Annotated in this window: 24 protein-coding genes and 1 pseudogene; 2 read left to right on the top strand and 23 right to left on the bottom strand. The window is 47.6% G+C overall.

Annotated elements, in window-relative coordinates; translation table 11 throughout:
- Nucleotides 1-231: 231 nt before the first annotated feature.
- The 16 genes from Q0Y54_RS04715 to Q0Y54_RS04640 all read right to left on the bottom strand — a co-directional run bounded on the left by Q0Y54_RS04715 (nt 232) and on the right by Q0Y54_RS04640 (nt 15,362).
- Complete coding sequence (locus Q0Y54_RS04715; protein ID WP_297964807.1) at nt 232-864, bottom strand: TetR family transcriptional regulator; 633 nt, start codon at nt 862-864, stop codon at nt 232-234.
- Nucleotides 865-1,005: 141 nt separating this feature from the next.
- A complete protein-coding gene (locus Q0Y54_RS04710; RefSeq protein WP_297964805.1) occupies nt 1,006-2,037 on the bottom strand; it encodes an alpha/beta hydrolase in 1,032 nt (343 codons plus the stop codon).
- Nucleotides 2,038-2,086: 49 nt separating this feature from the next.
- Complete coding sequence (locus Q0Y54_RS04705) at nt 2,087-2,308, bottom strand: hypothetical protein (RefSeq protein WP_297964803.1); 222 nt, start codon at nt 2,306-2,308, stop codon at nt 2,087-2,089.
- A complete protein-coding gene (locus Q0Y54_RS04700; RefSeq protein WP_297964801.1) occupies nt 2,265-2,456 on the bottom strand; it encodes a hypothetical protein in 192 nt (63 codons plus the stop codon). The genes Q0Y54_RS04705 and Q0Y54_RS04700 overlap by 44 nt, the downstream gene beginning before the upstream one ends.
- A gap of 214 nt (nt 2,457-2,670) precedes the next feature.
- Entirely contained in the window at nt 2,671-3,420 is a 750-nt protein-coding gene (locus Q0Y54_RS04695; RefSeq protein WP_297964799.1) for a hypothetical protein, read from the bottom strand.
- Between the two features lie 181 nt (nt 3,421-3,601).
- Nucleotides 3,602-4,513 (bottom strand): ribokinase, encoded by a 912-nt coding sequence (gene rbsK, locus Q0Y54_RS04690; RefSeq protein WP_297964797.1) that lies wholly within the window; start codon nt 4,511-4,513, stop codon nt 3,602-3,604.
- A gap of 164 nt (nt 4,514-4,677) precedes the next feature.
- Nucleotides 4,678-5,712 (bottom strand): substrate-binding domain-containing protein, encoded by a 1,035-nt coding sequence (locus Q0Y54_RS04685; protein ID WP_297964795.1) that lies wholly within the window; start codon nt 5,710-5,712, stop codon nt 4,678-4,680.
- Between the two features lie 10 nt (nt 5,713-5,722).
- Nucleotides 5,723-6,118: a D-ribose pyranase gene (gene rbsD / locus Q0Y54_RS04680; RefSeq protein WP_297964793.1), complete on the bottom strand. Its 396-nt coding sequence runs from the start codon at nt 6,116-6,118 to the stop codon at nt 5,723-5,725.
- Nucleotides 6,119-6,151: 33 nt separating this feature from the next.
- Nucleotides 6,152-7,189: an ABC transporter permease gene (locus tag Q0Y54_RS04675; protein ID WP_039205582.1), complete on the bottom strand. Its 1,038-nt coding sequence runs from the start codon at nt 7,187-7,189 to the stop codon at nt 6,152-6,154.
- Between the two features lie 20 nt (nt 7,190-7,209).
- A complete protein-coding gene (locus tag Q0Y54_RS04670; RefSeq protein ID WP_297964789.1) occupies nt 7,210-8,763 on the bottom strand; it encodes a sugar ABC transporter ATP-binding protein in 1,554 nt (517 codons plus the stop codon).
- A 15-nt stretch (nt 8,764-8,778) separates the two neighbouring features.
- On the bottom strand, nt 8,779-9,420 hold the full coding sequence (locus Q0Y54_RS04665) for a DUF2291 family protein (protein WP_297964787.1): 642 nt from the start codon (nt 9,418-9,420) through the stop codon (nt 8,779-8,781).
- 90 nt (nt 9,421-9,510) lie between these two features.
- Nucleotides 9,511-10,506 (bottom strand): D-ribose ABC transporter substrate-binding protein, encoded by a 996-nt coding sequence (locus Q0Y54_RS04660; RefSeq protein ID WP_297964785.1) that lies wholly within the window; start codon nt 10,504-10,506, stop codon nt 9,511-9,513.
- A gap of 221 nt (nt 10,507-10,727) precedes the next feature.
- Complete coding sequence (locus tag Q0Y54_RS04655; RefSeq protein ID WP_297964782.1) at nt 10,728-12,212, bottom strand: glycerol kinase; 1,485 nt, start codon at nt 12,210-12,212, stop codon at nt 10,728-10,730.
- Between the two features lies 1 nt (nt 12,213).
- Nucleotides 12,214-13,143 carry a transketolase family protein gene (locus Q0Y54_RS04650; RefSeq protein WP_297964780.1) on the bottom strand — a complete coding sequence of 310 codons (930 nt, stop codon included), beginning with the start codon at nt 13,141-13,143 and terminating at the stop codon, nt 12,214-12,216.
- Nucleotides 13,140-13,958: a transketolase gene (locus Q0Y54_RS04645; protein WP_297964778.1), complete on the bottom strand. Its 819-nt coding sequence runs from the start codon at nt 13,956-13,958 to the stop codon at nt 13,140-13,142. Before Q0Y54_RS04645 ends, Q0Y54_RS04650 begins: the two co-directional genes overlap by 4 nt.
- Before the next feature lie 3 nt (nt 13,959-13,961).
- Nucleotides 13,962-15,362: an L-fucose/L-arabinose isomerase family protein gene (locus Q0Y54_RS04640; RefSeq protein ID WP_297964776.1), complete on the bottom strand. Its 1,401-nt coding sequence runs from the start codon at nt 15,360-15,362 to the stop codon at nt 13,962-13,964.
- Between the two features lie 468 nt (nt 15,363-15,830).
- Here Q0Y54_RS04640 and Q0Y54_RS04635 point away from each other — a divergent pair, with 468 nt between their 5' ends.
- Complete coding sequence (locus tag Q0Y54_RS04635; RefSeq protein WP_297964774.1) at nt 15,831-17,588, top strand: NFACT family protein; 1,758 nt, start codon at nt 15,831-15,833, stop codon at nt 17,586-17,588.
- 78 nt (nt 17,589-17,666) lie between these two features.
- On the opposite strand, the gene Q0Y54_RS04630 is transcribed toward Q0Y54_RS04635, so the two are convergent.
- From Q0Y54_RS04630 to dapB, 7 genes are all read right to left on the bottom strand, one after another.
- A complete protein-coding gene (locus tag Q0Y54_RS04630; RefSeq protein ID WP_297964772.1) occupies nt 17,667-18,512 on the bottom strand; it encodes a ChbG/HpnK family deacetylase in 846 nt (281 codons plus the stop codon).
- Between the two features lie 141 nt (nt 18,513-18,653).
- Nucleotides 18,654-19,970 carry a replication-associated recombination protein A gene (locus tag Q0Y54_RS04625; RefSeq protein WP_297964770.1) on the bottom strand — a complete coding sequence of 439 codons (1,317 nt, stop codon included), beginning with the start codon at nt 19,968-19,970 and terminating at the stop codon, nt 18,654-18,656.
- 21 nt (nt 19,971-19,991) lie between these two features.
- Nucleotides 19,992-20,450 carry a dUTP diphosphatase gene (dut, locus tag Q0Y54_RS04620; protein ID WP_297964768.1) on the bottom strand — a complete coding sequence of 153 codons (459 nt, stop codon included), beginning with the start codon at nt 20,448-20,450 and terminating at the stop codon, nt 19,992-19,994.
- A gap of 11 nt (nt 20,451-20,461) precedes the next feature.
- Complete coding sequence (hfq, locus tag Q0Y54_RS04615) at nt 20,462-20,707, bottom strand: RNA chaperone Hfq (protein WP_297964766.1); 246 nt, start codon at nt 20,705-20,707, stop codon at nt 20,462-20,464.
- A 14-nt stretch (nt 20,708-20,721) separates the two neighbouring features.
- Nucleotides 20,722-21,660, bottom strand: coding sequence for a tRNA (adenosine(37)-N6)-dimethylallyltransferase MiaA (gene miaA, locus Q0Y54_RS04610; protein ID WP_297964764.1), 939 nt, complete (start codon nt 21,658-21,660; stop codon nt 20,722-20,724).
- 98 nt (nt 21,661-21,758) lie between these two features.
- The gene (locus tag Q0Y54_RS04605) at nt 21,759-22,799 is read right to left on the bottom strand and encodes an aspartate-semialdehyde dehydrogenase (RefSeq protein ID WP_297964761.1); all 1,041 of its coding nucleotides are present in this window, start codon (nt 22,797-22,799) and stop codon (nt 21,759-21,761) included.
- Between the two features lie 76 nt (nt 22,800-22,875).
- Nucleotides 22,876-23,667, bottom strand: coding sequence for a 4-hydroxy-tetrahydrodipicolinate reductase (gene dapB / locus Q0Y54_RS04600; RefSeq protein ID WP_297964759.1), 792 nt, complete (start codon nt 23,665-23,667; stop codon nt 22,876-22,878).
- Nucleotides 23,668-23,870: 203 nt separating this feature from the next.
- Between dapB and Q0Y54_RS04595 the strand changes: the two are divergent.
- Nucleotides 23,871-24,093 (top strand): annotated as a pseudogene (locus tag Q0Y54_RS04595) (tRNA 2-thiocytidine biosynthesis protein TtcA); the annotation flags it as partial.

Genomic DNA, 24,093 nt, shown 5'->3' with positions numbered 1-24,093 from the left:
TGCAATTTTTGGCAGTTTTTTCATGTGAATTCCCCCATATTATTTAATAATACACTACGTACGAAATGATATTTTGCACTACGCCCTTACACGAAATCTAAAGCTTATCTGCATCCTTTGGATTTGCTTCGCTAAGATTTCGTAGTAAAAAAACGACAGGTTGTCTATTAAAAAGAAATTTTTTTCTTATCCAGTGGGAGGCGATAACTCCCACCAGATAAGCTCACGTCATTAGCTTTTTTCAGAACCTAATAGTTTTTTTAGGCAATTATAGCTTATTTCATATACTGAGTGATATACAAAGCCCACTCCGGCCTCTTCCATGGCTTCCCGTTGCTTGTCATTAATCTCCACATAGGGATAAATACCGTAAATAAACGGGAAAAATACGTACAGAAAGTCCTGCTTTGCCTCCTCGGTCATATCCTGACAAAACTTATCAAGACACTTTTTTACCGTCCTTATTGAATTGCCATATACCTTTTTGAATTCCACAAGGCTTTCATATCTGCTGTTGCCCTCCATATCAAAGTGATTCATGGTCATCAGCTTCAGCAGCTTTCCGCGCCGTTCCAGGGTTTGGGCCAGCTTATGGGCCAGTTCATCCCTGGAAAGCTCCTTGTTGTTCCTGCACAGCTTTTCCAGGTCTTCGATCCAAAGCTCGTACTCCTTTTGCATGTACGCCAGAAATATTTCCTCTTTTGTATCAAAGTAGTTATATATTGAAGTACGATTAAGGGAGGTGGCATTGGCTATTTCTTTAATAGTTATATCCTTGAAGCTCATTGTCTCATACAGCTGGGCACAGGCATCAATGATTTCCTCCCGCTTCGCCAGCAAAAATTCCTCTGTAACCTTTGGCATGTCCTTCTCCTAACATCATATGATGAAAGCTTATACAGGTGCTGTCCGGGGCTTTCCCTGAAATTAGGTGAATTCTGCCTGGGACAGCCTCCTGTCTCCGTCCCATTTATGATATAAAATAACTGACACATTGTCAATTTATCATTTTTCCATATACCGGTCCACAAAATCCCGGATTTCCTTAAATGATTTCACACTGTCATCCAGCTCCGGCAGGAGAAGGGCAAAATCGTGGGACATGCCGGGATAGACTGTAAGGGTAACCGCCGTACCGTCAGCTGCAGCCTTTTGGGCCAAGGCAATGCTTTCATCTAAAAACAGCTCATAGCCGCCGGCCTGTATCAGCATTGGCGGCAGACCTGCCAGATTGGCATACATGGGCGACAAACGTACATCATTGGGGGAAAGACCTTTTCCATAGGAGGGATTAAGAATTTCATTATACATACGGGGATTGATTTTTCCCAGTATCAAATCTCTATCAGCATTTTCATTGCGGGATGGCAAATCAGTTTCAAAGGTGGCCCAGGGAGAAGCCAATACCATGGCACCTGGCTGAGGCATATTGTGCTCACGCAGGTAGAGAGACAATTCCAGGGCCAGATTTCCCCCGGCCGAATCCCCAAATACCACAATATCCCGAGGGTCAGCTCCCTTAGCCAAAATATTCTCATAAGCCCTGATGGCATCCTCCAAGGCTGCAGGATAGGTATTTTCCGGTGCAGTTCTATAGTCCACAATATAGCCTGACCTTGCGTCAGTAAGTACCATCTGCTTTACACAGAACAGGCGATGTCCATCCCCCAGGGAATTTATATAACCACCGCCGTGAAATTGCAAAACGATACGCTGGGAGGTGGCAGCAGGATTATTTAATTGCTCCACAGGTAAATTCCCCAGGTTAAGGACTTTATATTCCCAGCCATTGGGAGCAGCGAAATTACTCTTTTTAGTCTGTCCACTTGCCGTTTTGGGCAGGTTAGCCCTCGGCTGAAAAAGCTTGCCCATTTTCTCTGCCACATAGGCCTGTTTTTCCTTATCAGCCATAATCATTCCGTAATCCGGCAGCTGCCATGCTTCAGCCGCCAGAGCTGACCAGCTTGATAGGGTAATGCAGGTGCCCACAAAGCCGGCAAACAGAATTTTGCACAATCTGCTTTTTGCTTTCCACATTTTCAAATCACGCTACCTTTCCATCAGTTCCAAGCCTATGGCTTTTCCCTTATTTTTTGTATTGGTCGGCAAAGGAAAGGCACTTGCCCAGCACTTCCCCGGTTTTTATAAATTCGTAGGTAGGCATCTCAAACAATACAGGCTTCAATACATGATAATCCAGCTTTCCTTTATCATTTAACACCCTTTCCTCGGCAAAGGTGTGGTCAATTTTCAAGATGAAGCTTTCAAAGCTGTCGGTTTCGTACATATCCACCACACTGCATTCCATCCACCCTTCTGCCTTTAGGCAGTTCTATAGACATATTTGTCTTTTGTCCGCCCTGTCCCCTATCCTTTGCCTGTACAATGCCGTAATTCACTGCCATAGCAGAAAGCATACCCACGCCTGTCAGCTTTAAAAAATCTCTACGTTTCATGGATACCCATTCCTTTCCTGTGCTCTACAGTTAGTTATTCATGCTTTAGGAATATTTCCTTATGTATATCCCCTTGGGCATATTGTGCTTTTACATAAAAATGACCTCGTGTCATTTTTATGATATTCTAAAAACGTCACGATGTCAATATAATTTCCCCAAAAAGGTGAAAACCTCTCAAAGTGAGATTTCCACCTTTACTTCTGGCCACAGCCTATCTAAATTCCTTATAGGACTCCATCAGCAGCTGATTTACCTTATCCATATCCATGTAATCATATACTTCATCTGCCGAATACCATTTTATTTGTCCTCCGGCTTCCGTACAATCCGGGAACCGTTCCTTTATGCAAGCCTTGTATTGCTCCTGACTGATGGCTTCCGGAAATGGATTATTCCGATAAAACAAATGTGTTACAGTTCCGTCATAACCACTAAGCCGCCATATCATGGACGCCAGTGCCTCAATGGACAAAGTCTTATCCAAGGATATTGCATACAGGGTTGTTGTTGATTCAAACTCACTGTGCATAATGACTTCATTAAATATGTAATAATACTCCCTGGTCTTTGGATTATAGACTACCCCTGGCTGCTTTGCCGATTCACCAGACATTATATCCGGTATATGGTTATAGCTGCCGTCCTTCAGCTTAATATCCACATGGCGTATTCCCTTGCCCTCCACCAGCTCATCGCATTGAAGCTGAACAATATCATTATTAAATCCTCTTTTTGCCTTTAATATTTCCAGGCTACCATCATGATTAAGATCGGTAACCGCATAGTACCATTTATCACAGTTCGCATCGTATAACGGTTCAACCAACCATCCATTACTCCCTATAATATTTTGCGCCAAAATATCAATTTGCTGCTCCGGTGGCATAGCTGCAGCCAATGCTGTCCCAATGCTCATTAATGCGCCTATCAGCAATGCTCCGATTCTCTTGAACAATTTCATATTATTCCCCCTCATCTGCAAACAGCATTACCTTAACCAATCTGGTGCCTATTAATGTACCTAACGTCATTTTTCGACAAAAATTATTTTAATCCTTCAAAATCACTTGAATAAAAAACACACCTGCTTACTGAGCCATACCCAGTACAACAGGTGTGCATTTTATCCCATGGTATGCTGTTTACTTCTTCAGCTTATCGAATTCCTCCCTGGTGAGATAGGAATCCTGGGTGCCCTTGCGGGTTACGCTAAGGGAAGCGTACCGGGAGGCCTCCTGCATGGCTTCAGGAATATTGCCGGTACGGGAATAATTTTCCACGAAGCAGCCGATAAAGGAATCACCGGCACCAGTGGTATCCACTGCCTCTACCTTGACGGCAGGAACCACCAGATAATCCTCCTTGGTGAGCCACATGGAGCCCTTGGAGCCCATGGTAACAATTACATTCTTCAAGCCCTTGTCCACCAAGGTCTGAGCCGCTGCCCTAATCTCCTCCAGGGTATTGGTTGGCATGTCGGTAAGGATAGACAGCTCCGTTTCATTTGGAACGAAGAAATCGCAGAGACAGGCCTTTTCAATGGACAATTCCTTAGTGGCGGGAGCCGGATTGAGAAGAACCGGAACATTATGCTTTCTGCCTATATCAATGGCGGCATAAACCGTCTCCAAGGGCACCTCCAGCTGTAATACAATAAGTCCACATTCCTGAAGGGCCTCCTCGGCATCCTCCACCACCTCAGGTGTAAGGCAGGCATTGGCCCCCTTATGGATGAGAATGCGATTTTGGGAGGATTCATCCACCAGAATAGTTGCAACACCGTTGGCTACACCGGTAGCTGTCCACACATAATCGGTATTAATATTATTCTCCAAAAAGTTATCCATGGATTTTTCGCCGAATAGATCATCGCCAATGGCGGTAACCATCATAACATCAGCACCTAATTTGCCGGCAGCCACAGCCTGATTGGCCCCTTTGCCGCCACAGGCCGTGTGAAAGCCTGTTGCTTCTCTGGTTTCACCAGCCTCCGGAATCTTATCCGTATAGGAGACAACATCCATATTGGTGGAACCGATAACTGCTATTTTCATTCATATCACCTTATCTTTTAAATGAGACTTATTCAGCAGGAGATTTATACGCCCAGTGAATGTAGTCGAATTAATCCAGAGCTTTGCGGACGTATCCAAGAAGCAAAGCCTATTGGTTAATACGTCCCATGGAAAAGTGTCAGCTATGGGGGCTTTTCTCCCACCTAAAAGGGGAGAGACTTAGCACCCTTTCTCGTGGGGTTCAATTTAGCAACACTGCCCCTTACCACCAGCTTATTGTACAGTCTGGTGCAGGAACGGGCATCGTCACGGTTTTGAATCTGCTCGATCAGCCGTCGTACTGCCAACCGGCCCATTGCCTTGATATCAACGCTGATGGTAGTCAGCCCGGGCGAGAAGGCCTCCCCCAAAGTAATATCATCGAAGCCGATAATCGATACATCGTCAGGTACAGAAAAACCATTCTTCTGTAATGCCTGCATAGCCCCTAAAGCAATCATGTCATTATCGGCAAAAAAAGCGGTGGGCATGGTCCTGCCCTGGGCAATGTAGCGGTTTAATCCCTCAAAGGCCCCTACCACATTGGGCTGAACGTCAAAGACCATATTGGAGTCCAGGGCCAGCCCATTTTCCCAAAGTGTACGGCGAAGGCTCCGGCCTCTAGCCACAAAATTTCTGATACGGGTGTCCCCCTGGAGATAGCCTATACTGGTATGACCATTCTCCAGCAGGTAATTTACAGCCTTTGCCACCGAATCCTCATTATCCATAAGGACGGTATCAAAATTCAGTGACTCGAAATAATTATCCACCATTACCAGGGGCAGGTCGGCATTGGTAAATATGTGGGCATCCTCCTCATTCATTTCGGTACCCACCAGCAATACCGCTGAGGTTGTGTCGTTTAACAGCTCCCGTACATTATCCTCAAAATCGTTGTGGTGCCGATATAAATTTACAATTGATACATCGTAGCCCGATCGCCTGCTTTCAGCCTCTATGCTGTCCAGCAGGGTGGAAAAAAAGGGTGATTCGTTAAAAACCTCTCCGCTGTCACGGTAAGTAACCATCTTGATACGCTTGATTTTTTCATCCTTTATATAGCCGTTTTCACGGGCTATCCTGATGATTTTTTCCGCTGTATCCTTGTTTACTCCCCGCTTATTACTAAGGGCATTGGAAACCGTTGCTACAGAAAATCCGGATAATTCACTGATTTTCTTTATGTTTACCTTCATAGCCGTCCCCTTAGAATACAACACCAGCCCTCAAAATCACGTTTGCGTAAGGACTAAATTCACCGGTACGAATTGCAAACTTCACCTGGGCCGAAAACTCCTTCAATGCATCATGGGGCATGGATTCATGGTCAATGCCCGGCAGCTTTTCACCAACATATGCCTTTAAATTTGGATTTTTTTCATCCATTTCGTCAGCCAGATAATAGTACTCTGCTTCCATTTCTGTAAGCAGGGCATCAAGGGTCTGTTTAAAGGTTGGAACTCCCGGAACCAGGGCCATATCCACAATGGTAACCCCCTCAGGAATAGGCATACCTGCATCACCAATCATTACTAAATCCTTATGTCCCAAGCCTGCTACCAGATAGGAAAGGTCCGCATTTAAAATTCCAGTCTTTTTCATAACAATCGCCTCATCGCTTTCTATCTATCTAAATTAATCCTTGGACTCATTACGTGCCTGAAGGGCCATCTTAGCCTCCATGTTACGCTGGAACTGGTCAATGATAACGGCCAGAATAATTACGAGGCCCTTGATAATCATCTGCCAGAACTCAGATACACCACACATAACCATACCATCGGAAATAACACCGATAACGAAGGCACCTACGATGGTTCCGCCAATTGTACCAATACCACCGGCCATGGAGGTACCGCCCAATACGGCAGCCGCAATGGCGTTCATTTCCCAGGTCTCACCGGTGGCCGGATGAGCGGCCTCCAGCTGGGAGGCAGTAATCAGACCTACTATAGCGGCACATACGGCGGAGAAAATATATACCAGAATCTTTACCTTATCAACCTTGACACCGGACAGCTTGGCAGCCTTCTCATTACCACCGATGGCGAAAATGTGCCAGCCAAATACGGTTTTCTTCAAAAGGATATGGGCAATGATGGCGATAACCACCAAAATCAGGGCACCAACCGGAATTTCGGCAATACGGCTGCCGAAGAAGCTGAAGCCGGTATTTCCCAGGGCTTCATTACCAGCCAGACTGGAATAGGTGGCACCATTGGAGTGAAGCATTGCCCAGCCACGGGCCATGTACATGGTACCCAGGGTGGCGATAAACGGTGCTACACCAAACTTGGTAATAATAATACCATTGAGCCAGCCGATAAAGGCACCCACAATAATGGTAAGAATAACCACCATAGGAACGCTGAAATAAAGGGTTACTCCGGCGAACTGGAGGGTTACACCATTCTGAATCATGCCGCCGGCAATCATGCCGGCCAACCCCACCACGGCACCTACCGACAGGTCGATGCCACCCGTAATTATGACGTAGGTCATGCCGATGGCCAAAATACCGTACAGGGCCACGTGCTTGGCCAACAACAGCAGGGTATTGGTCGACAGGAAATTATCGTTTGCAACGCTGAAGAAAATCAGCAAAAGTACCAATACAATCAAGGTACGGCCCTTCAGGAGGGTCATCATCAATGATGTTTTATCTTTAAACATTTTACTTTATCCACCCTTCTTTAATGCTTCTTCCCAGTATTATGCCCCTCATAGGAAGCCATAACCAGTCTGTCCTCTGTGATTTCATCCCCTGCCAGCTCGGCAGTCTTGATGCCATTGGAAAGGACAATGATGCGGTCCGCAATTGATTTAATCTCCTCCAGCTCTGAGGAAACCACCAACAAGGAAAGACCGGCATCGGCAAAATGATTCATAATCTCAAATACATCGGTCTTGGCACCGATATCAATACCGCGGGATGGCTCATCCAGAAGAAGAATCTTTGGATTAGTCATGATACCCTTGCCAATTACCACCTTTTGCTGGTTACCACCGGACAGGGAAAGTATTGGCAGGCGTTTATCAGCCACCTTGATGTGGATTTCGTCAATGATGTTATCTATATTGGCCTCTTCCTCATCGCTCTTGAGGAAAATCCCCTTGGCATAATTTTTCAGGCTGGACAGGGACAGGTTTTTGCCGATATCCATGGTCTGAACCAGGCCCTCACGCTGTCTGTCCTCCGGAACAAGGGCAAAGCCACGGTCAATCTGCTCAGTAATGCTGTTAATCTGTAGGGTTTCACCATTGAGAATAACCTCACCGGTATGCTCCGGACGCAGGCCCATAATGCACTCAAAGACCTCGGTACGCCCAGCCCCCATAAGGCCGTAAATCCCCAGAATTTCCCCCTTTTTCAGCTTGAAGCTGACCTTGTCCAGTAGCCAGCCGCCGCCCTTCTTGGGCAGGGATAGGTCCTTGACCTCCAGCACAGTCTCCCGCTTGGACCAGTCAATATTGCTGGCCCGCTTAGGATAGCTCTTGCCCTTGCCCACCATTTTCTGGACGATCCAGGAAATATCAATATCCTTAACAGCGGCACTGTCCACCAGCTTGCCATCACGAAGAACGGTAACATAATCACCTATCTGCATGATTTCCTCCAGGCGATGGGAAATGTACACGATGGAAATTCCCTCGGCGGTCAACTCCCGCATAATCTTAAAGAGAACCTGTACCTCCTGCTCGCTCAGAGAAGAGGTTGGCTCATCCATAATCAGGATTTTCAGGTCATCCTGAATCAGATTACGGGCAATTTCAATCATCTGCTGCTGACCAACCCGGAGATCACCTACGATAGTATATGGATCAATTGGATGCTGAAGCTTTTCCATTATCCGCTTGGTTTCCTTCAGGTGATATGCATTATCCATGCCAATGGCACCCTTTTTCCGCTCCTTGGCCATAAAAATATTCTGATAAACGGCCAGATTGGGGAATAAATTCAGTTCCTGATGAATAATACCGATACCATGGTTTCTGGCCTCAGTAACGTCATCAAAATGAACCTTTTCCTCCCCCATGAACAGCTCACCTTCGGATTCCTGCTCAATTCCGGCAATAATTTTCATTAGGGTGGATTTACCGGCACCATTTTCGCCAATCAGTACATTTACCTTCCCCTTGTACACATTGAAGGAAACCTGATCCAAGGCTTTGGTACCCGGATAAATCTTGCTGATTTTTTCTGCGTGAAGGCAGACATCAGGCCCATTTGTTATATTGACTGCCATTTGCAGCTGCCTCCTTTACTTCACAATTAACTCTGCTGGGGTTACGAGAATTTCATCCGGCTTATCTGCAGTGAAGGCACCGGTAAATTCGATGGTCTTACCCTGCAATTCTGCCACATTGGCCGGAGCAATTACGTCCTTTGCCACAACATCGTGAATGCTCTGGGATATTTTAGCCCAATCAACCTGATTGGTGTAATCTTCATATTTAATAAAGCTCAGGCTGTCACGGATAGCTGCTCCCTTGAATACGCTGCCAATCTGGAGCTTGACCACCATTGGTCCATCATAGCCATCCAGCTTAACCACCATGTAGCCTGCCTTCTTTTCCGTGTTGATTTCGGTAACCTGGCCCTTGCCCTTTACCACAAAGCTCAATTCACCGGAATCACCCATGGAATACTTGCCATATTTTTTTGCCACTGATTTCAGGGTACCATTGGCCTCTGTAAGAAGCTTTGGCAGCTCCACAGCCTTTTCCTTCAATTCAGGCACCGCCTGGGAGGTCCAGATTGCCTCCACGGATTCAGCAGCATTAAATGCCTTATTACCGGTAATTTCATCCTCATGGCCAATCTGTACGACCTTTACACAGCCGGTGAGAGAAAATACCATTACCAGACAGATCATAAAAATCAAACTAATTCTCTTTTTCATGATTGTGTTCTCCTCGTTTTCCAATTTTTAAGGAAAAAGGGTGAACCGCCTATTGTCCACCCTCACCCTTGCTTGTTAATACCCTAAGGATTACTCCTTGTACACGAAAGTCTTGAGTTTGTCAACATTCTTTGCAGTGATTGCAATGCAGTCAACAAGCTGCTTCTCATCGAGACCGGTGGAGCCAGTCTTCAGATACTTGTCAGCCTGCTCAACAGCCATTTCAGCAATCTTGGCAGCCTGCTGCAGTGCAGTACCGGTCATATCGCCAGCCTTGATAGCAGCAGCAGCCTCGTCGGAGCCATCAACGCCGATGATAGCGATCTTACCCTGGAGGCCTGCATTCTTAACAGCAGCTACAGCACCAACAGCCATGGTGTCATTACCGCAGATAATACCCTTGATATTAGGGTTGGACTGGAGAATGGTCTCAGTCTTCTGGAAGCCTTCGGTCTGCTCCCAGTTAGCAGTCTGCTGTGCAACCATCTTCATATCCTTGTACTGGTCAATAACCTCATGGAATGCCTTGGAACGAACACCTGCATTGGTATCGGACTCCTTGCCGAGGAGCTCAGCATATTCACCCTTCTCGCCCATCTTCTCTACGAATGCCTCAGCAATAGCCTTTGCACCCTGATAGTTGTTGGCTACAATCTGGGAGATTGCAACACCGCTGGCATTGATTTCACGGTCAATCAGGAAGGTAGGGATACCAGCCTCACGAGCCTTCTTAACAGCTGCTACAGTTGCATCTGCACCTGCGTTGTCGCAGATGATAGCGGCTGCCTTGTCGGAAATTGCATTCTCGAACAGCTCGGACTGCTTGGTAGCGTCATCATCATGGGAAACCATCTTTACCTCATAACCAAGTGCCTTTGCCTTAGCTGCGGCTGCATCAGCCTCAGTCTTGAAGAAAGGATTGGAATGGGAAGGAGTGATAATGTAAATAATGTTGGAACCGCCACCCTTAAGTGCAGTCTTATCTCCTGCATTATCTGCCTTCTTGTCTGCGCCGCAGCCTGCGATGAGCATCATCATCATGCAAAGAGATGCTGCTAACGCCAAAACCTTCTTAAACTTACCCATCTTGTTTTTTTCCTCCTTTAAGATATAATTGGAAAACGTTTATGATTTATCAGGTTTAGGCTCCCTGCTAAATCCTATAACGAGCTTTAAGATGTCCCCCACCTCTTTAGGTGGGGAAAACAAACTACAACAGCTGGCGAGCATATCTCCCAGCTCGTTGAAACGCTAATTGGAAGATTTTTCTTCTAAAGAAGAAAAATTTGAACAATGGCGTTATAATATCAAGTACGGGCCAAGGCCCTATCAATTGAGCTTCTCCAGCCTGCCTTCAGCTGAATGCGTTGCTCCTGACTCATACCTGACATGTATTTTATTCGAGATATACCGTCAAAAACCTTCTTATTGTCAAAAATTCCTACAGAAATTCCTGCGGCATAGGCAGCCCCCATGGCAGACAGCTCCTCGGAATCAGGAACCTCCACCGGCCGGTCAAGGATATCGGCCTGGAACTGCATTAAATACTGATTTTTGGTAGGTCCTCCATCTACTCTGAGGGCCTTCAGTGTCTTGCCGGACTCCTCCTCCATCAGGCCAGCAATATCGGCAATCTGATAAGCTATGGAATCCACCACCGCCCTTACCAGCTCTGCCTTCCCCGTTACCCGGGTAATGCCGGTAAACATACCGGTAGCCTCACTATCCCAATAAGGAGCTCCCAAACCGGAAAAGGCCGGTACAAAATAGGTTTTATCCGCCGGATTGGCTTCCTTGGCTAAGGCCGCCGTTTCCCCGGCACTTTCAATGAGCTCCACATTGTCCTTCAGCCAGGTAATTGATGCCCCGGTATAATTTATATTGCCTTCCAGCACGTATTCCGGCTTCCCATCAAGGCTCCAGGCCAGGGAGGTAACCAACCCCTTCTGACTGGCAATAGGCTTGTCACCGATATTCATCATGACGGAAGAGCCTGTACCGTAGGTGGCCTTTATCATCCCCGGCATATGACAGCCCTGTCCATAAAGGGCAGCATGGGAATCACCAAATACACCATGAATAGGCACTGGCTGTTCTAGTATTCCGTCAAAATCAGTGGTGCCATATAGGGCGTTGGACTCACATACCTCCGGCAGGGCCGCAGGCTTAATGCCAAAGGCCCTACAGATTTCCTCATCCCACATCAGAGTATTGATATTAAACAGCTCCGTGCGGGAGGCATTGGAAAAATCCGTCTTATGGCTCTTACCCCCGGTAAGCTTATACACCAGCCAGCTATCCATGGTACCCACTGCCAATTTACCCTGCTCCATCAAGGCCCGGGCTTCGGCCACATTTTCCACTATCCAGGCCAGCTTGGCCGCCGAAAAATATGGGGATAAGGGCAGGCCGGTATGACTCCTTACAAGGTCACCAAAGCCATCCATGTCCAGCCTCTGACAAATGGCGGCACCCCGGGCACATTGCCAAACTATGGCGTTGTACACCGGCTCCCCGGTCTCACTGTTCCAGGCCATGGCCGTTTCCCGCTGATTACTGATGCCCACTGCGGCAATATCCCGGCCGCTGACCTTGGTTTCTGCCAAAAGCTCCCTGGTAATTTCCAGAAGGTTTTGCCATATTTCCATAGGGTCATGCTCCACCCAGCCCCGTTCATCCACTAGCTGACGATGGCTCTTGTCCACCCGGCATACAGCCCTGCCATTTTCATCAAAGAGCAGAACCTTGGTGCCCTGGGTGCTCTGATCAATTCCTAAAATGTATTTGGCCATATCACAGCTGCTCCGTTACTGTTTTAACAATCCCCTCTGCATCCAGACCGTAATATTTAAAGATTTCCCGCGATTTACCTGTTACCACCGGTGCATCCGGCAAGGTAAGGTTAATGACCTTTACTGGTGCATTGGCGGCGGTAATCTGGGCTACCATGGAGCCCATACCACCATACATGGTATGCTCCTCCACGGTAACTATCAGCTTGGTGTCCTTGGCAGCCTGGATAATAGCGTCCTTATCAATCGGCTTTACGCAATACATATCCAGAACTCTTGCGGAAATTCCCTTGCCGGCCAGCTCCTCAGCTGCCGCCTTGGCATCTCCCACCAGCTCACCGCAGGCGATAATAGTAACATCCGTACCCTCCTTAACCAGGGTTGCCTTATCCAGCTCAAAGGGAACATTGCCCTCCTCGTACACATCTTCTACGGCATTGCGGCCAATGCGGATATATGCCGGCTTGTCATCCTTTAACAGGCTTCGCACCAAGGCCTCTGTCTGGAACCGGTCGCTGGGAAGATATACCCGCATATTAGGCATGGAGCCCATGGTGGCAATATCCGTTGCGGAATGATGGGTCATACCCAGGGCCCCGTAGCTTACGCCGCCGCTGATACCAATCAACTTTACATTGGTATTGGAATAGGCCACATCCACCTTGGCCTGCTCCATACTTCTGGTGGACAGGAAGCTGGCCGGTGATACGGCAAATGGCTTTTTGCCACAGGACGCCAGGCCGGCGGAAATACCTACCAAATTCTGCTCAGCGATACCCACCTCCACAAACTGCTCCGGCCGTTCCTCGGCAAAGGACTTCATACCGGCCGAGCCTCTGGAATCACTGCACAATACGATTATATCCTTATCCTTGGCGGATTCCTCCAGCAAAACGTCATTTATTACCTGCTTATTAGCTATTTTGTTCATAACTGGGCCCTCCTCTCATCAAGCTCCTTCATGGCCTGCTGGTATTCAGCCTCAGTAGGAACCTTGTGATGCCATGCTGCTTTATTTTCAATGAAGGAAACACCACAACCCTTGGTGGTGTTGGCAATAATTACCGTTGGTTTGCCCTTGGTATGCTTGGCCAGCTCCACTGCGTTATCAATGGCATCTATATTATTGCCTGGAATGGAGATAACATTCCAACCGAAGGCGGCCCAACGCTCCTCCTGTTCATCAGCAGTCATAACCTCCTCGGTAGTACCGGAAATCTGCAGGCGGTTACGATCAACAAAGGCCGTCAAATTATCCAATTTATAATGGGCACCGGCGGTAACAGCCTCCCAATTGGAGCCCTCTGCCATCTCACCATCGCCCATAACGGCATATACCCGGTAATCCCGTTTATCCATTTTGCCGGCCATAGCCATACCAACGGCTACAGACAGGCCATGTCCCAGGGAACCGGTATTCATTTCCACACCATTTACCTTATTGTTTGGATGGCCGATAAACTTGGAAAGATACTGGGAATAAGTATCAAAAAGCTCCTTTTTGTCGAAAAAGCCCCGATCAGCCAAAACACAATACAGTGCCTCCACGGAATGGCCCTTGCTGAGTACAAAACGATCCCGATTGGGGTCATCCATCTTGTCCGGAGCCACATTCATCTGCTTATAGTACAGGTCTACCAAAATATCCGTAACGCTAAGGTCACCGCCAATATGACCACAGCCTGCCCTATAAATCAATTCAACAATATCCTTGCGGATATCCAAAGCCTTTGCTTCAAGATTCATAGCTTACTCACCTCTCAAATACGCCTTAACATCTTCCTCTATTGGGTCGTAAAGATCAGGCTTTACCCCAATATATTTACATGCCTCATAAAGTACAGGCACTACATTCTTGTGAATACCTACGCAATGGTGGATATATGGTCCCTCAACCACCTTGGCCTCCAGGCGTTTAATATTTTCCACCTCAATCCAGAGATAGGTTCCCATACACCGTGGGCCTTCAACGCCCTTGGCATTACCCAGCAGCATGGAATACTCGCCGTTGTCGCCATCAAAGCGGCACAGGGTAACATCGCCGTGGCGGGCCTCAGCGGTCAATGAACCTGGATGGTCAAAGGCCAACGGATACGTGAGCTGGGCCTTTTCCTTGGCAATGGAAATTGGCCATGGGCCACAATGCTGCAGCAGCTCACCATTTTCAATATCAGGATGGCGGATAGTCCAATCAGCGAAGAAGGATCGGGTCTCACCCATACCGGCAGCCTCCACCAATAAAGCAGTGATGGCACCGTGAATATCCGTCTCACAAACCACCGGAATTCCCTCATCATTTAACAGGGCATTGGCGGCGCATGGCATAATGCCCAATTCAGACTGGAGAGCGTTCCAGCACTGAATGGCTGCCGCATTACAGCCGTATTTCTTGATGAGGTTGGACATGCCTACCTTAAGAGCAGCAACATTCTCCAATTCATCGTCCTTTACCTTGATTTCCATTTTCTCACGGCAATAGGCCACCACCTGCTGAACCTGGGTTCCCTCTTCCTTGGCTGCCTTTACGGCATCCATCAGTTCAGGCATTGGAATAGGAGCCAGCTGAATGTTAAACCGCTCCAACAGCTCCCCCTCATTGCACATGGTGGTCCAGAAATCATATGGACGTGGGGCAATCTGAAGGATGCGGATGCTTCTGAAGGTCTTAACCACATTACATACTGCCAAGAAATCACGGAGACCCCGCTCAAATACCGGATCGCTGAGACGGCAGTTGGTCATATAAGTAAATGGCACCTGGAAACGACGGAGCACCTTCCCCGTTGCAAACAGACCGCACTGGGTATCACGCAGGCGTACGCCATTGGGCTCCGGACGCTCATCCAAAGGTCCCCACAGAAGTACCGGAACATTCATATCCTTGGCCAGGCGGGCGCATAAATACTCCGTGCCAAAATTACAATGGGGCAAGAACAAGCCATCGATTTTTTCCCGCTTAAATTTTTCCACAATTTTCAGGCGATCCTCTTCGTCGTAAAGGAGCCCTTCCTCGTTAATATCATCGATATCAACGAACTCAACACCCAATTCCTCTAAGCGCTGACGGGTCAGCCCACGATACTTGATGGCATCCGGTGCACTGAAAATACTGCGTCTGGTAGGTGCATAGCCCAATTTAATTTTTACCATGTCTTTTCCCCCTATAAAAATCACACAAAGTTAAATACAAATTTTTACATCCTATTTTTACTGACAACCTCGTTGCCCTATTCCGCTTCTTTTTCTTTTCATGATTATTATAGCTTTTACATATAAATTTTTCAATAAAATTTTAGTATTTTATCCGGTATTTTTTATTGTTTACCCAAGCTTTGAGTATTTGTTGGGTAATTTATCTGAATTTTCAGATAGAAACAATGGGTAATGGGATATTGTCTGTATTTTATATAAAATTCTGTCTAAAATTTATACCTAAATTTTTATATAAATTTTTTAGATATTCCTTAACATTCTCCTCCCTAACAATAGAATGGGGAATTTGACCATAAAAGATGAAAATGATATCCTTAACATCAGGATCTTTACTCCAACTTAAGAGAATGGAGTCTTAGCACCCGTCAGCATCGGATAAATCTCATAAAATGGAGGTCTACTCATATGAGTTTAGATGGTATTTCTATGCATCCCCTGGCCATTGAGCTTGATCGGGCCATCACTGGAGGCCGAATAGACAGGATTAATCAGCCCAATAAGCAGTCGGTTATCCTATCAGTAAGGCAGCCCGGCAGAAATCTTTTGGTACATATTTCAATAAATCCCCAAAATCCCGCTGTTCACCTTATTGAACGGGCCCCGGACAACCCGCCGGAGCCACCCATGTTCTGCATGGTACTCCGCAAGCATATAGAAACAGCCCGAATTGCCAGGGTATACCAGTACAGCCTGGACCGCATTATTATTTTGGACATGGATGTACTGGCTGCCGGCGGACAGATTGTCACCAAATCGCTGGTAGTGGAGCTCATGGGCAAATACAGCAATATTATTTTGGTTCAGGAGGAAAATATTATAGATGTTCTGCGACGGGTGGGGACTAATTCCAGCCGTATAAGAACCCTTCTCCCCGGCGACCCCTACGTGCTGCCGCCGGTACAAAATAAGCTGAATCTTCTGGAATGCACCATGGATGACGTTATAGCCTCCATACAGAATAAACCGGAGCTAAAGCTGAGCAAGGCCATTTTAGACACCTGTCTTGGCTTTGGACCGGTTACCGCCAAGGAAGCCGCTTTTTCAGCAGGACTTCCCCACAATCAGCCGGTATCTGAGCTGGAGGACAGTGATTTCACTTCATTGAGGAATGCCCTGACAGAAATTAAGGAAGCCTTTACAGAACCCTGCGGAGAGGCCTGTTTGGTGGTGGATGCCAATCATAAGCTGTTGGCCACTGCCTCCTTCCCCCTTCATTATTACATTAACGACACCGTCATAAAATTTAGTACCATAAGTGAAATGCTGGCCAAGGCCTCCAGTATTGCCGGCAGCTTTCAGCTGCCTGACCGGGAACGCTTTAAGAAGCTGATAAAAAATGAGCTGAACCGGGCGGAGCATAAGGTGGACAAGCTTAAGGAGGATATTGCCACAGCGGACAATGCGGAGGAATATCGCATCAAGGCCGACAATCTTATGACCTACCAATATCAGCTGAAGGATCGGGCGGATGCTGTGGTAACGGTGATGAATATTTACAGCGAGACCGGTGAAGCCATTTCCATTACCATGGACCAGCGCCTGTCCGTCAGCGAAAACGTGCAGGCCTATTATAAAAAATACGACAAGCTGAAACGGGGCAAGGAGCTGCTGGAGCAGCAGCTAAAAAAATGTCTGGAGGATATAAAATACCTGGCATCCATTGAGACCTCTCTGGAAGCCTCCACCAGTCTGGCAGAAATCAACGATATAAAAACAGAGCTTATCAGCAATGGTATTCTGAGGGAAAGCCTTAAAAAGCACGCCTCAGTTAAGCAATCCCAGCCCTTCAGCTTTACGGCACCGGATGGTACCGTGATTTTGGTGGGCAAAAACAATTATCAAAATGACCGTCTTACCTTTAAGATAAGCAACCCGGGGGACATTTGGCTTCACACCCAGGAGATTCCCGGATCCCACGTAATTATCCGCTGTGACGGTGAGGACCCCTCCGAGGATACATTGCTCCTGGCATCTTATTTGGCAGTTCATTTCTCTCAAGCAGCCAACTCCTCCAAGGTACCAGTGGACTACACCCGCTGCCGCTTCGTGAAAAAGCCCTCCGGGGCAAAGCCGGGCTTTGTAATATTCACCAACCAAAGCACCTTATACGTTACCCCCCAGGAGGAGCTTCTTAATCCTATACTCCTTCAGGCAAGAGAATAAGCAAGAACCATATTTTTCAATTTAAAAAGGACAGCCGGTTCATCAAAAGGATGAATCAGCTGCCCTTTTAAAATATATCTAATTATACAACGAGCGGAAATTGACGATTTCTACCTGATGCTTCTTAACAAGCTGCATAACCGCCGGGGAGGTCATGGCCTGATATTCTGCCTCAAAATCGTGATCCCAGCCCGTAGCCGGAATAAGCTGCCCGTTGTCAGTGCCCGGGTGCATCATCACCTCGGTGATACCCTCCTTTAAATCACTGACTATCTTAAGGAGAGCCGCCTCAGATACGGCCTCGCCGGCCACTATGCCTGCAAAATAATCGGGATATGCCAATCCCCTGGAATGAGCCTTCCCACCGGCCAGCCGTGCCAGGGTGCCCAGTCCAAGGCGGCCAATAAGCTGTCCTATACCCCCAAACTCACCGCTGAAAAGAGGTGCCTTTGGTATACGGACTGCCCTAATGCCAGCCTCCTTTGCCAAATCCAAAACCACATTTATCACGCCGGGCAGTGTGTGCATGTGTTGATGGCTATCCACATGGGTCAGATTAAGACCCGTATTTTCCATCCTTCTCAGCTGGGCACTTAGCTCTGCACGAACCTCCTGCATATTGACATGACCAGAAACCAGCTTCTTCACAAAAGCTGTATGATCATCCACAAATACCCCTTCCTCCGTCACCAGAGAAGGAATTTCGGATGGTGGCAATACTGGGTATCCATTAACCAGTGTAAAATGTATTCCCACGCCAAGCTGAGGGTGGCTTTTACCAATTTCCACCGCTGAATCAAAGGCTTTGGCTCCAGGCATCAAGGTGGCAGAACGCAAAATACCCTTTTCCACAGCCTGCTCTACCCCTTTATTTATAAGCTCATGCCGACCAAAATCGTCAGCATTTACAATCAATCGCTTCAAAAATCTCAATCCAATCTAAAAAACCGTTTTTTACATCAATGTCTAACTAAAATATTATACCGCAGATAGCCTATTTTTTCCATTTTATGAAGAATATTCTCAAATTCAAAAGGACGGCCCCCTGGCCGCCCTAAAAGTCTTTTATTTATACCGTTCCGGCCAACAGGCCTTCAGATATTCACCAATTCTTCCTTCCCTACCATTAGCAGTGGGATGATAATATGTAACACCCTTAAGGGCATTTGGAAGATATTGCTGCTTCACAAAATGATATGGAAAATCATGGGCATACTTGTAATTTATACCATGCCCCAGCTTGGCTGCCCCCTTGTAATGGGCATCCCTAAGATGTTCCGGCACCGGTCCGCAGTTACGATGACGCACATCTGCCAGAGCTGCATCAATGGCCATATAGGCCGCATTGCTCTTGGGAGCCGATGCCACATAGGTTACCGCCTCCGCCAAAGGAATACGGGCCTCAGGCATCCCCACGAACTGAACGGCCTGCACCGCGGCCATGGCCACCACCAGGGCAAAGGGATCCGCATTGCCCACATCCTCGGCGGCGCAGATAGCCACCCGCCGGGCAATAAAGTTCAGATCCTCCCCTGCCGCCAGCATTCTGGCCAAATAGTGAATGGCCGCATCTGGGTCACTTCCCCGCATACTTTTTATAAAGGCGGACACCGTGTCGTAGTGGTTGTCCCCCTTTTTATCGTAATTCTGAATCCGCTCACCAAAAATGGCCTGCAGCAGCTCAATGTTGATTTCGCTGTTGTCATCGATCATGGCTGCCGCCTGTTCCAGCAAATTCAGGGCCATCCGCCCATCGCCACCGGACAGCTGGGCCATAGCCTCCAAGGCTTCATCAGTTATAACAAGCTGACGCTGGCCCAGCCCCCGTTCCTTATCCTCCAGGGCCTGCTTTATCATACGGACCAGCTCCTTGTCAGAAAGGGCGTAAAGCCGTACGATACGTACCCGGCTTAAAAGGGCGTGATTAACCTCAAAAAAGGGATTTTCCGTGGTGGCACCAATGAGAATAAGCCGCCCATCCTCCACGTAGGGCAGCAGCACATCCTGCTGGCTTTTATTGAAGCGATGAATTTCATCAATAAACACAATGGTGCGCTTTTGATAAAACCTCCGGGCCTCCGCCGCCTCATCCACAATTTTCCGTATATCGCCAATTCCCGCCGATACGGCATTCAGCTTTTTAAAATTACTGTTGGTAATAGTGGCCACCATCTGGGCCAGGGTGGTTTTACCGGTTCCCGGGGGACCATAGAGAATCATGGAGGGCAGCTGATCCCTCTCGATCATCTTCCGCAGGTATTTACCTGGGCCCACAGCCTCCTCCTGGCCGATAAATTCCTCAAAGCTGCGGGGGCGCATCCGTTGGGCCAAGGGCTCATAGCTTCTGCTTTCACTTTGTTCAGCCGCTGCAAACAAATCCATACCTAGCTCCATACTACTTCCTTACTCTCCCGTTGAACCGAATCCGCCGGTTCGCTGTCCGCCTGCTCCGGCCCTATCCCCATCCACCGTCAGATAATGGTAGAATATGCCCTGGGCTATTCTGGTTCCCCTGGAAATAACTACCTCCTTATCCCCATGATTAATTAATGGGACCATAATATGCCCCTCATTGTCAGGATTGTCATAATAGTCCGCATCGATAATCCCCTGACTGTTCACGCAGGAAACCGAATACTTGACGGAAATCCCTGACCGCACGTGAATACCCAGGTATTCATCCCTTTGCATATACGCCTTTAGCCCAGTGGGAACCAATACCACCTTATGGGGCACCAGAACCACCTCATCGGCTGCTTCTATATCATAGCCGGCACTGCTGGCCGTTTTCCGCTTTGGCAAATGAATTTCCCGATCCTTATAGGCCTCCACAACCTGAAAGCCTCTTAATTTCTCTGTCATAATAATATAGCTTATTCCTTCTTTTCCTTGTCACCGGTAATATTCTCCACTGGTCTGGCCATGGTAATGGTGGAAATCGCGTGCTTATATACCATCTGCTGCTTCCCCATGGAATCAATAATCACGGTAAAATTGTCAAAGCCCTTTACCAGTCCCTTAATCTGAAATCCATTTATCAGATGAATGGAAACCTGAATATTTTCCTTACGTACCTGATTTAAAATACTGTCCTGTAAATTGATAACCTTTGCTGTCATACAATTACCCCCCATTAACCTTTGAAAAATCTAGCTATATTCCAGGAAACATTATCCGCTAAGCCACGCCCCCGATAAAAGGCCGGATGATACCAATGAACATAGGGCATCCTTCTGTACCAGGTAAGCTGCCGCTTGGCAAAATGCCTGGTTCCCTTTTTTATATCCTCCTCAGCCTGCTCCAGGGTGCCTGTTCCCCGAACATAATTAACCATTTCCTTGTAGCCAATGCCGCCCATGGCCTGACTATCCGGTGATATACCACTGTCCAGCAGCCGGCGGACCTCATGGGCCAGCCCCTGCTGCAGCATGATATTTACCCTGCTATTTATTCTATCATAAAGCTCTTGACGCTGCCAAATAAGCCCCGCCACATAAGCATCATACACCAGCTCATTATCCTTGGCAGTGGAAATCTGCTCACCACCTAACTGATACACCTCCAGGGCCCGGATAACCCGTCGTATATTATTGGCATGAATGCGCTCAGCCGCCTCCGGATTGACTTCCCGCAGCATATCATGGAGAAACTGCCTGCCCCTTTCCTCCCCCAATTTTTCCAGCTTCTGCCTATAGCGGTCATCCCCGGCGGTCTCGTTGAATTGATACCCCTCCAATAGGGACTGTATATAAAGGCCCGTGCCGCCGGCCAATATTGGAATTTTCCCCCGATTATTGATATCGGTAATAATCGGCTTCACCCGGCCAATAAAATCCGCCACATTAAAGGATGCATCCGGCGGCAGAATGTCGATCATGTGATGCACCACCCCATCCCGTTCCCGCATATCCGGCTTGGCGGAGCCAATATCAAAGCCCCTGTACACCAGCTGGGAATCGCCGGAAATAACCTCCGTATTAAACTGCTTGGCTAATTCAATAGAAAGACCAGTCTTTCCCGAAGCAGTAGGGCCCAGCACCACAATAAGCTTTTCCTTTTGCTTTCCTCCCATGCGCCAGCTCCCCTCTCTACAACAATAAAATAGGACTACTGCTATTAATATACCACAAGCAGTAGTCCGTGAAAATATTTTAGACTAAATCCTCTACTTTATTTTGTCTTAATCATATCATGCTCCATCATGTATTCAGCAATCTGGAGGGCATTTAAGGCCGCCCCCTTGCGAATCTGATCGCCGCATACCCAGAAATTGAGACCATGGTCAATGGAATAATCCTTGCGGATACGGCCTACCTCCACATCATCCTTGCCAGAGGTCTCCAGAGGCATTGGATATTCCTGCTCATCAGGATTGTCCCGCAGAATAACCCCAGGGAACTTTGACAAGGCCTCCCGGGCCTTTTCTACTGATACCTCGTCCTCAAATTCCACGTTGACAGACTCAGCATGGCTGCGATATACCGGAACCCGAATAGTGGTGGCCGTAATGCGCATATCCTGGTCATTCATAATCTTCTTGGTCTCGTCAATCATCTTCATCTCTTCCTTGGTATAAAGATTATCCTTGAAGACATCAATCTGAGGAATAAGATTAAAGGCAATCTGATAATGCTTCTTAAGGGATGCTCCAGGAAGAATATTGGCAACCACCTCATTGCCATCATTAATATCCTTTACCTGCTGCTCAAGCTCAGCCATGGCTTCCTTGCCGCCGCCGGATACAGCCTGATAGGTGGACACAACCACCCGCTTAATTTTGGACACGTCATAGAGCGGCTTCAGGGCCATTACCATAATAATGGTGGAGCAGTTTGGATTGGCGATGATTCCCTTGTGCCAGGAAATATCCTCCGGATTTACCTCAGGAACAATAAGAGGAACCTCCGGATCCATCCGGAAGGTACTGGAATTATCAATAACCACCGCACCGGCCTTGGCCGCAGCCGGGCCCAGAGTCTTGCTGATGGAGCCACCGGCAAATAGGGCAATATCAACATCATCGAAGGAATTTTCCGTGGCCTCCTCCACCGTATATTCCTTCCCCATAAACTGAATTTTCTTGCCGGCAGACCGCTTGGAGGCCAGCAGCTTTAATTTGGCAAAGGGGAACCGGCGCTCCTCAATGAGATTTAAAAATTCCTGACCAACGGCACCAGTGGCACCCAAAATTGCAACATTATAATCCTTCATATTTTATTTCCCCCTATATAGTCAAGCCTTCCCCTGAGGGAGAAGGTGTTTGCTTTGCATACGGATAAGCTGTACCTCAATCCATAAATTTATCCAGGCCAATAATAAGTCCCTTATGGCCTAAAATGCTTTTGGCAGCCAGGCATACCCCTGGCATAAAGGAGTCCCGGTTAAGGGAATCGTGGCGAATGGTCAGGGTCTGACCCAATCCACCGAAAATTACCTCCTGATGGGCCACATAGCCTGGCAGACGTACACTATGAATGTGCATACCATCCACATCAGCCCCCCGGGCCCCGGCCACCTTTTCCTTCTCGTCAGGATTTCCCTGAACATGGGCCTTCCGAACCTCGGAAATAAGAGCTGCCGTCTGAAGAGCCGTACCGGAAGGAGCATCCAGCTTCTTATCGTGATGAAGCTCGATTATTTCCACCTCCGGCATATATTTGGCGGCCTGCTTAGCCATCTGCATCATCAGCACGGCCCCTATGGCAAAATTAGGAGCGATAAATACCGGCGTGTCATTGGCCTGGGCCAAAGCGGCCAGCTCCTGCTTCTGCTCATCAGAAAGACCGGTTGTACCGATTACCGGTGCCACCTTATTGTTAAGGGCCAGCTGTGCGCTGCCAAAAACCACATCAGGAACGGTAAAGTCCACCATTACCTGGGGATGTACAGCATCAATAGCCGCCTGCAAATCCCTGGAAAAGGCTACGCCGCAGCTGGGGAGGCCCACTGCTTCACCAGCATCCCCCTCACCCACTATATCAACAGCGCCCACCAGCTCCAGGTCCTTGTCCTCAAGCACAGCCTTTACAACTGCCTGACCCATGCGGCCGTAAGCACCGTTTACCAATACTTTTATCAAGTATAATCCCTCCATACAGTCATGATTGTCCACTGCTGACGCATATGGACATCAAATATTATTTTATATACAATAATACTGTTTGGCAAGAAAATTTTCCATTTTTTCCATTCCAAATATACATATGTCTACAAATAGGCAATTCACGTTACACTATATCATTTCTTTTAACAACTTACCCATGGAGAAAGGCGGAGTAAAGCTTGAAAATAAATCTGCCCCAGCTGTATTTCAGCAAGCTGATGCGGGCCATTACTGAATTTGAGCTCATTGAAAACGGAGATAATATTATGATTGGCGTATCCGGCGGCAAGGACAGTATTTTCCTGGCCTATGCCCTGGCCATGATGAAAATGCGGCTAAAAAAGGAGTTCTCCCTGAGGGCCCTCACCATAAATCCCATGTTCTCGGCAAATTTTGGTGAAG

Source organism: uncultured Anaerovibrio sp. (assembly GCF_947302755.1).
Classification (GTDB): domain Bacteria; phylum Bacillota; class Negativicutes; order Selenomonadales; family Selenomonadaceae; genus Anaerovibrio.
The sequence above is the reverse complement of the archived record's forward strand: the minus strand, read 5'-3'. Positions and strand labels throughout refer to the sequence as shown.

Excerpts from the sequence above, each read along its gene's own strand:
- Q0Y54_RS04635 (WP_297964774.1), top strand. The coding sequence starts at position 15,831 with ATGAGTTTAGATGGTATTTCTATGCATCCCCTGGCCATTGAGCTTGAT.
- Q0Y54_RS04705 (WP_297964803.1), bottom strand. The coding sequence starts at position 2,308 with ATGGAATGCAGTGTGGTGGATATGTACGAAACCGACAGCTTTGAAAGC.
- Q0Y54_RS04640 (WP_297964776.1), bottom strand. The coding sequence starts at position 15,362 with ATGGTAAAAATTAAATTGGGCTATGCACCTACCAGACGCAGTATTTTC.
- hfq (WP_297964766.1), bottom strand. The coding sequence starts at position 20,707 with ATGACAGCAAAGGTTATCAATTTACAGGACAGTATTTTAAATCAGGTA.
- Q0Y54_RS04605 (WP_297964761.1), bottom strand. The coding sequence starts at position 22,799 with ATGAAGGATTATAATGTTGCAATTTTGGGTGCCACTGGTGCCGTTGGT.
- Q0Y54_RS04660 (WP_297964785.1), bottom strand. The coding sequence starts at position 10,506 with ATGGGTAAGTTTAAGAAGGTTTTGGCGTTAGCAGCATCTCTTTGCATG.
- Q0Y54_RS04670 (WP_297964789.1), bottom strand. The coding sequence starts at position 8,763 with ATGGCAGTCAATATAACAAATGGGCCTGATGTCTGCCTTCACGCAGAA.
- miaA (WP_297964764.1), bottom strand. The coding sequence starts at position 21,660 with ATGGGAGGAAAGCAAAAGGAAAAGCTTATTGTGGTGCTGGGCCCTACT.
- Q0Y54_RS04625 (WP_297964770.1), bottom strand. The coding sequence starts at position 19,970 with ATGGATTTGTTTGCAGCGGCTGAACAAAGTGAAAGCAGAAGCTATGAG.
- Q0Y54_RS04695 (WP_297964799.1), bottom strand. The coding sequence starts at position 3,420 with ATGAAATTGTTCAAGAGAATCGGAGCATTGCTGATAGGCGCATTAATG.
- rbsK (WP_297964797.1), bottom strand. The coding sequence starts at position 4,513 with ATGAAAATAGCAGTTATCGGTTCCACCAATATGGATGTTGTCTCCTAT.
- Q0Y54_RS04710 (WP_297964805.1), bottom strand. The coding sequence starts at position 2,037 with ATGTGGAAAGCAAAAAGCAGATTGTGCAAAATTCTGTTTGCCGGCTTT.
- Q0Y54_RS04655 (WP_297964782.1), bottom strand. The coding sequence starts at position 12,212 with ATGGCCAAATACATTTTAGGAATTGATCAGAGCACCCAGGGCACCAAG.
- Q0Y54_RS04650 (WP_297964780.1), bottom strand. The coding sequence starts at position 13,143 with ATGAACAAAATAGCTAATAAGCAGGTAATAAATGACGTTTTGCTGGAG.
- Q0Y54_RS04685 (WP_297964795.1), bottom strand. The coding sequence starts at position 5,712 with ATGAAGGTAAACATAAAGAAAATCAGTGAATTATCCGGATTTTCTGTA.
- Q0Y54_RS04715 (WP_297964807.1), bottom strand. The coding sequence starts at position 864 with ATGCCAAAGGTTACAGAGGAATTTTTGCTGGCGAAGCGGGAGGAAATC.
- Q0Y54_RS04645 (WP_297964778.1), bottom strand. The coding sequence starts at position 13,958 with ATGAATCTTGAAGCAAAGGCTTTGGATATCCGCAAGGATATTGTTGAA.
- dut (WP_297964768.1), bottom strand. The coding sequence starts at position 20,450 with ATGACAGAGAAATTAAGAGGCTTTCAGGTTGTGGAGGCCTATAAGGAT.
- Q0Y54_RS04675 (WP_039205582.1), bottom strand. The coding sequence starts at position 7,189 with ATGTTTAAAGATAAAACATCATTGATGATGACCCTCCTGAAGGGCCGT.
- rbsD (WP_297964793.1), bottom strand. The coding sequence starts at position 6,118 with ATGAAAAAGACTGGAATTTTAAATGCGGACCTTTCCTATCTGGTAGCA.
- Q0Y54_RS04700 (WP_297964801.1), bottom strand. The coding sequence starts at position 2,456 with ATGAAACGTAGAGATTTTTTAAAGCTGACAGGCGTGGGTATGCTTTCT.
- Q0Y54_RS04665 (WP_297964787.1), bottom strand. The coding sequence starts at position 9,420 with ATGAAAAAGAGAATTAGTTTGATTTTTATGATCTGTCTGGTAATGGTA.